The organism is Bradyrhizobium sp. Rc2d, assembly GCF_900099855.1.
In the GTDB taxonomy this organism is placed as follows: Bacteria; Pseudomonadota; Alphaproteobacteria; order Rhizobiales; family Xanthobacteraceae; genus Bradyrhizobium.
On the sequence record NZ_FNCU01000064.1, the window covers coordinates 38,463 to 45,823 of the forward strand.

5 protein-coding genes are annotated in these 7,361 nt (G+C 62.9%); 1 reads left to right on the forward strand and 4 read right to left on the reverse strand.

Annotated elements, in window-relative coordinates; translation table 11 throughout:
- The first annotated feature begins 120 nt into the window (after positions 1-120).
- Complete coding sequence (locus BLV07_RS41360) at positions 121-480, forward strand: hypothetical protein (RefSeq protein ID WP_091898036.1); 360 nt, start codon at positions 121-123, stop codon at positions 478-480.
- Between the two features lie 88 nt (positions 481-568).
- Here the strand turns inward: BLV07_RS41360 and flaF are convergent, their stop codons facing one another.
- The 4 genes from flaF to BLV07_RS41380 all read right to left on the reverse strand — a co-directional run.
- Positions 569-937, reverse strand: a complete 369-nt coding sequence (gene flaF / locus BLV07_RS41365; protein ID WP_091898038.1) for a flagellar biosynthesis regulator FlaF — start codon at positions 935-937, stop codon at positions 569-571.
- Positions 938-1,230: 293 nt separating this feature from the next.
- Positions 1,231-3,519, reverse strand: a complete 2,289-nt coding sequence (locus BLV07_RS41370; RefSeq protein WP_091898040.1) for a DUF1522 domain-containing protein — start codon at positions 3,517-3,519, stop codon at positions 1,231-1,233.
- A 229-nt stretch (positions 3,520-3,748) separates the two neighbouring features.
- Positions 3,749-5,992: a DUF1522 domain-containing protein gene (locus tag BLV07_RS41375; RefSeq protein ID WP_091898042.1), complete on the reverse strand. Its 2,244-nt coding sequence runs from the start codon at positions 5,990-5,992 to the stop codon at positions 3,749-3,751.
- A 326-nt stretch (positions 5,993-6,318) separates the two neighbouring features.
- A partial coding sequence (locus BLV07_RS41380) for a DUF1522 domain-containing protein (RefSeq protein WP_143035678.1) occupies positions 6,319-7,361 on the reverse strand: 1,043 nt, incomplete at its 5' end.

The window sequence follows — 7,361 nt, forward strand, 5'->3', positions numbered from 1 at the left end:
ACGGCGATGTCGTCGCGCGGTTAGGCACGTTTCCTTACCGGGTCTTCAGGCCTGGTGTTCCATGCTTGCGCGATTAGAGGGGTTGGGATTTGACTCAAGTAAGGCAACCAGGAGGCTGCCATGAGTACAGATTTCAGCATCCGGCCGGTGGGGATCCCGGCCCCCGTGCAGATCGTAACGACGTCGAACGCGGCGGCGAACGAGGCTGTGCAAACTGATTTGCCGGTGAGCCAGACGGTCGCCGCGAGCGATACGGGCGCGCCCGTGCGCAATGATTTGCCGAACCACGAGAACGTCTCGCGTCAGGTCGTGTTCGACCAGGCAGCCGCATCCTTCGTCTTCCAGGTCGTCAACGAGAGGACCGACGCGGTGGTCAACCAGTTCCCTGATGAAGCGATGCTGCGCCGGCGGGCCTATTTCCATGCGCTGGATCTGAAGTCCGAACCCTCGCGCCCGCTCAGCACCGACCGCAGCGCCTGACGATCAGCCGTTAAGCGGCGTTACGGCAGTATCGAGATAGATCAGCAGCCGCTGATGTTGAGAGGCATCGCTGCGCTGAGAGCTTCCGTCACGGCCGCCCGGACAGACCAGCAGCGATGTTCCGGTTGATCTCGATCAGCGGACGGAAGTGATCGAACTGCGGGCTCATCTGCAGCGCGGCGGTCTGGCTCAGCACGAACACGCTGATGTTCGCGATCTTCTGCCGGACGTCGATCGGCTGCGGATTGTTGTCGCGCATCGCCTCGCTCAAGAAGATGGTCCAGAGCTTGCGGTTGAACATCAGGGCCTGCATGGTCTGCTCGCTGAACGGATCGGCGTTGTTCACTGCATCCTGGAGCTTGTTCGCGGCCTTGAGCAGGGTCTGCGCTTCGATGTCGCGAGGAGATGCTGTGGTCGTTGCAACACGCGCGTAGGCCGAGGCAGCGGAATTCGACATCAATCACACCCTGGAGGTTACCTAGCGCGTTGAACGCGCTTAAGGATTTCTTTCCCAACCCTAGGCAGCACCGCTTAAGATTTGCTTACGTGTGTGCTTGGAAGCACTCCGGAGAATTACGGGTCACAGAGCTCTTCGTCAGCGCAACGTTAGATGCACGCACACACGGTGTAAACTCGCTCCGCGTGACGCGTGTCGATCTGAGCTAATCTTGTCTTAGCGATCTCCCTCACATGAACGGCGGAGCATCAGCCCCGCCGCGAAATCTCGAATGGCGATCCTGCATCGCGAAATTAGCGGAGCAGCTGGAGCACGCTCTGCTGCGACTGGTTGGCCAGCGATAGCGCGGAGACCGCGATCGACTGTCTGGTCGATAGCGCCTGGCTGTTGGCCGCCTCCTCGTTGGTGTCGGCGAGCGTCAGGTTGGACGAACCGGTCTGCAGCACGTTGATCAGGTTCTTGGAGAAGTCCTGACGCACCTGCACGATCGAGAGGTTCGAACCGAGCGCGGAGCCTTCCGACCGCAGCGTGCTCGAGGCTGCGTTGAGGCTCGCCAGCACCCTGTTGGTGGCGCCATTGTCGATGAAGTCGACGCCGTTGACGAGGTTGCTGAGGCCGAGGCCCGCCGCATTGAACACCACGCCGTTGATGCCGAGCGTGGAGCTTCCGGTCTCGTTGAAGACGAGCTTCAGCGTATCGCCGTTTAGCAGGTTGACACCGTTGAACGAGGAGTCCTGCGACGTCGTATCGATCTGCGCCAGGATGTTGTTGAACTGGTTGACCAGATTGGAGCGCGCCGTCTGCGCGACGGGATCCTGGACCGGCGGTTGAGCGGTGGTGAAGGCCAGTACGCCGGTGATCGTACCGCCGACCGCGCCACCGGCGGTCGTCGAACCGAGGGTCGAAGAGGCGTATTCGTTGACGGTGGTAACGGTGAGCACGCCGTTGGCATCGATCGTCGCCGTCAGGTGATTCGCCTGAAGCTGCGCGTTGAGCTGGTCCAGCGTCTTGACGGTCCCGTTGGTGCCGTCACCGAAGGTGACGTTGACCGGCGTGCCGCCGTTGAAGGAAGTGAAGGTCAGCGTCTTGCCGCTGATGCCGCCGACGCCCGAGGTGCGCGCTGCGCTGAAAGCGGTCGCCGTTCCCGTGTTGCCGCTGAGGCCAAACGCACTGAGCGCGTTGCCGGTGCCGGTGATCGAAAGGTCGGCGTTGATGCCGGTCGAGAGCGCCAACTGGCCGCTGGTGTTCACCGACGACGGGATCTGGCCCGCGGTGGTCGAGAGAGACGCCGCACCGTTGAAGATGCTGGCGGTCTTCACGCCGGTGGCAAGGTCAATTGAATTGAGCAGGTCGGTCAGCGTCGCGCTCTGGAGATAGACCGTCGAGTTTCCGTTGCCGTCGGTGACGATGTTGCCATTGACGCCGCCGGAGGTCACGCCCGCCGCCGATTGCGGCGTCTGCGCGTTCTTGAAAGTGATGATGTGGCCGTCCACGTTCAGCGTCGAGCCATCCTGGACCAAGGTCCCGAGCGAGCCGGCGGTGGTCTGCCGGTTCGCGCTCACACTGGCGTTACCCGCGCCGGTCGCCAAGGTCAGGCCGAGAGCGTTGAGGAAGTCGGCCTTGCCTGTCACATTCAGATCGGCGCCGGTCGAGCTCTTCAGCGTGACTACGCCCGCCGCGATAGACGATGCCGTCTGAAGAGTGCCGACTGGGCCGGCCGAACCGCTGACAGAGATGGTCGCAGCGCCTGCGCTGATCGCCGCGCTCTTGACGCCGCTGGCGAGGTCGATCGCGCTCAAGAGGTCATTGACCGTGCCGGTCGGCGCAGCGGTCGTGCCCATGTAAACGATGGAGTTGCCATTGCCGTCGGTGGCGATATGGCCGCTGGCATCGAGACCCCAGCCGGTCGGCTCCGTCGTCGGAGCGCCGCCGGTGCGGAAGGTAATGGTCTTGCCGTTGACGGTGATCGAGTCGCCGTCCGCCGGCGACGCACCGAATGTCGTGGATGCGGTGGCGCCGATCAGCGTGTTGGTACCACCGAGCGCGGTGGTGCCGTCGGCGGCTTTGGCGGCGGAGCCGGTCAATGTGCCCGCGCTCGAACCGAGTGATGCGCCGAGTGCAGCGCCCGACGTTACCGGCGTCACGCCGCCGGGCGCGCCGGTGTAGAGCACGTTGCTGTTGGCGGTCGCGCTCGCATAGGAGGTCGTGCCGCGCAGGTCGGCCGGCGTCGCGCCGGGAATCGTGGTCGAGACGTTGGATTTAGTGGAGTAGCCGACGGTGGTCTGGAGCGCCTGATTGGCAATCGACTTCGCAGAGTCGATCAGCTTCTGCAGCGAGGTGATGCCGGTGTTAGCCGCCTGCAGAACCTGCACGCCGTTGTTGATGCCGTCGAGCAGGTTGCTGATGTCGCTCGCCCGGTTGTCCAACCCCTGCGCGGTGAAGAAGTTGGTCGGATTGTCGAGAGCGGTATTGACCTTCTTGCCCGTCGCCAGCCGCTGCTGCGTCGTGGCCAGCAGGTCGGCCGTCGACTGCAGCGACAACAGGTTCTGGCGAACTGACGCCGAGAGAACGATGTTGGACATTGGCGAGTCTTCCTCTTGAACCGGATACGAATCGGCCGCGCCGATCTGGAAGCGGGCTTTTGTCCAGTTTTAGGGGCTGTCCTTTAAAGTATGGTTAACGGCCACTTAAGAGGTAAGGTTAATACCCGGTTAGCGTGCTCTTCCCTGGCTCTGCACCATTTGCGCGCAACAAAGAGCGGCGGAGCCGAAGCCCCGCCGCCGCAATTTTCCTCGTGATTTCCGTCGGTTACTACCGGAGAAGCTGAAGCACGCTCTGCTGGGACGTGTTGGCCAGTGACAGCGCGGAGACAGCGATCGACTGGCGGGTCGACAGCGCCTGGCTGTTGGCCGCCTCGACGTTGGTGTCGGCCAGGGTCAGGTTGGACGAGCCGGTCTGCAGCACGTTGATCAGGTTCTTGTTGAAGTCCTGACGGATCTGCACGACCGAGAGGTTCGAACCGAGAGCCGAGGCTTCCGAGCGCAGCGTGCTCGACGCAGCGTTCAGGTTGGTCAGCACCCTGTTGGTCGCGGCGTTGTCGATGAAGTCGACGCCGACGGTCAGCGAGGCGAGACCCAGACCCTTGGAGTTGTAGGTCACGCCCGTGATGTTCAGGCTTGACTTGCCGGTCTCGTCGAACACCAGCTTGAGCTGGTCGCCGTTCAAGAGATTGACACCGTTGAACGAGGAGTCGACCGAGGTGGTGTCGATCTGGTTCAGGATGTTGTTGTACTGCGACACCAGATTTGCGCGGGTCGACTGAGCCACCACGTCCTGGACCGGTGTGGAAGCGGTCGTGAACGTCAACGTGCTGGTGATCGTACCGCCGATAGCGCCGCCAGCCGTCGCCGAGCCGATCGTCGAAGACGCGTAGTCGTTGGAGGCGGTAATGGTGAGTTGACCATTGGCGTCGATCGTCGCGGCCAGGTTGTTGGCCTGGAGCTGCGAGTTGAGCTGATCGAGCGTCTTGACCGTGCCATTGGTGCCGTCGCCGAATGTGACGTTGACCGCCGTGCCACCATTGAAGGCTGTGAAGGTCAGCGTCTTGCCGGCGATGCCGCCGATACCGGAAGTACGAGCAGCAGTGAACGCGGAGGCCGTCCCGGTGTTACCGGCGAGACCGAACACCGACAGGGCATTGCCGGTACCGGTGATCGACAGATCGGCATTGACGCCGGTCGAGATCTTGAGTTGGCCGGAGGTGTTGATCGACGAAGCGGTCTGCCCCGCCGCGGTCGCGAGCGTACCGCTGCCGCTGCCGTTCAGCGTGAAAGTCTGCACACCCGTGGCGAAGTCGATCGCTTTCAGCACGTCGGCGATCGTGCCGCTCTGCAGATAGACCGTCGAGTTGCCGTCGCCGTCGGTGACGACGTTGCCCGACACACCCAGGGTGGCACCGAGCGAAGCCGCCGAAGGCGTCGGTGCGTCCTTGAAGGTGATGACATGGCCATCGACGTTCAGGGTCGAACCCGATGTGACCAGCGAGGACACCGTCGCCGAGCTGGTGGTGCGGGCCGCCGTGGCGGAGACGTTGCCGGCGCCGGTCGCGGTGGTCAGGCCAAGTTTGTTCAGGATGTCGGCCTTGCCCGTCACGGTCAGATCCGAGCCGTTCGTGCTCTTAAGCACGAGCGCACCGCTGCCGTTGACCGACGAGATGGTCTGGCTGCTGTTGACCGTCAGGGTGCCGGCAACGTTGCTCTGCACGCCGCTGGCGAGGTCGATCGCAGTCAGGACATCACCCACCGCAGCCTTGGTGGCCGAGCCGAGATAGACCGTCACGTTGCCGCTGGTGTCGGTGTAGACGTTGCCAGTCGTGATACCGGTCGCAGCAACACGGGTCAGACCGGTCGGAGTCGTCGTGGGCACGTCACCGGCAGCGAAAGTGACGGTCTTGCCGTTGACGGTCAGCGTGTCGCCCGCGGCAACGCCGGCGTTGGCGTCGCCAGCGGTCGCCGTGCCGTTCAGCAGGCTCGCACCGGTCGTCGCAGCGTTGATGACGGTGCCCGTATCCGTGCCCTGGATGCCGCCCAGCGTTGCGCCGGAAGTCGCGGCGGTCACGCCGCCCGCTGCACCGCTGTAGAGCACGTTGCTGTTCGCAACTGCGCTGGCGAAGCTGGTCGTACCGCGCAGGTCGGCGGCCGTCGCACCGGCGATCGTGGTCGAGACGCTGGACTTCGAGGAATAGCCGACAGTGGTCTGAAGCGCCTGGTTGGCGATCGACTTCGCGGAGTCGATCAGCTTCTGGAGTGACGTCAAGCCGGTGTTAGCAGCCTGCAGCACCTGCACGCCGTTGGCGATGCCATCGAGCAGATTGTTGATGTCGCTGGCGCGGTTGTCGAGCGACTGGGCCGTGAAGAAGTTGGTGGGATTGTCCAGGGCCGAGTTGACGCTCTTGCCGGTCGACAGACGGTTCTGTGTGGTGGCGAGGAGGTCGGCGGTGGACTGGAGAGAGAGCAGGTTCTGGCGAACCGACGCAGAGAGAACAATACCGGACATAACTCTTACCCTTCTGGTTTACGCGTCTTCGTTCGATCGCTTCGGATCGAGTGACGCGCACAGCCTGCGCGGACACGGCTAACAAAGGGTGAAACGGGTCTAACCTGCACAAGCGTCAGTTCAGCATAAACCGGCGGACAACATTGGCGCGGGCCGACAATCAACTTGAAAACATTGGCGATTTTCTACGCTTACGCTCCATTAACCATAACCGGTGGTTACTTTTTCGAAGACTGAGCGAGGATCAAATCCCTCGCGGCAAGCAAAAAGAAAGCGGCGGAGCCGAAGCTCCGCCGCCCTATCCTGCTTGCGATGTCTTCCGCTGATTAGCGGAGGAGCTGCAGCACGCTCTGCTGCGACTGGTTGGCCAGCGACAGCGCGGAGACCGCGATCGACTGGCGGGTCGACAGCGCCTGGCTGTTGGCCGCTTCGACGTTGGTGTCGGCCAGCGTCAGGTTGGACGAACCGGTCTGCAGCACGTTGATCAGGTTCTTGTTGAAGTCCTGACGCACCTGCACGATGGTCAGGTTCGAACCGAGTGCCGAAGCTTCCGAACGCAGCGTGCTCGACGCAGTGTTCAGGTTGGTCAGCACCTTGTTGGTCGCGGCGTTGTCGATGAAGTCGACACCGCTGGTCAGCGCAGCAAGGCCCAGACCCTTGGAGTTGTAGGTCACGCCCGTGATGTTCAGGCTCGACTTGCCGGTCTCGTCGAACACCAGCTTGAGCTGGTCGCCGTTCAACAGGTTGACGCCGTTGAACGAGGAGTCCTGCGAAGTCGAATCGATCTGGTTCAGGATGTTGTTGTACTGGTTGACCAGATTGGCACGCGCCGTCTGGGCAACGCTGTCCGCGACCGGGCTCGAAGCGGTCGAGAACGTCAGCGCGGTCGTCAACGTGCCCCCGATCGCACCACCCGCCGTCGACGAACCAAGCGTCGAGGACGCGTAGTCGTTGGTCGCGGTGATGGTGAGCAGACCGTTGGCGTCGATCGTGGCAGACAGGTTGTTGGCCTGGAGCTGCGTGTTAAGCTGATCGAGCGTCTTGACCGTGCCGTTGGCGCCGTCGCCGAACGTGACGTTGACCGCCGTGCCGCCGTTGAAGGAGGTGAAGGTCAAAGTCTTGCCGTTGATGCCGCCGGTGCCGGAGGTACGGGCCGCGGTGAACGCCGAGGACGTACCAGTGTTGCCGGCGAGACCGAGCGCGGACAGCGCGTTACCGGTGCCGGTGATCGACAGATCGGCGTTGACGCCGGTCGAGATCTTGAGCTGGCCGGAGGCGTTGATCGACGAGTTGGTCTGGCCTGAAGCGGTCGCAAGCGTACCGCCGCCGCTGCCGTTGAGTGTGAAGGTCTGTACGCCCGTGGCGAAGT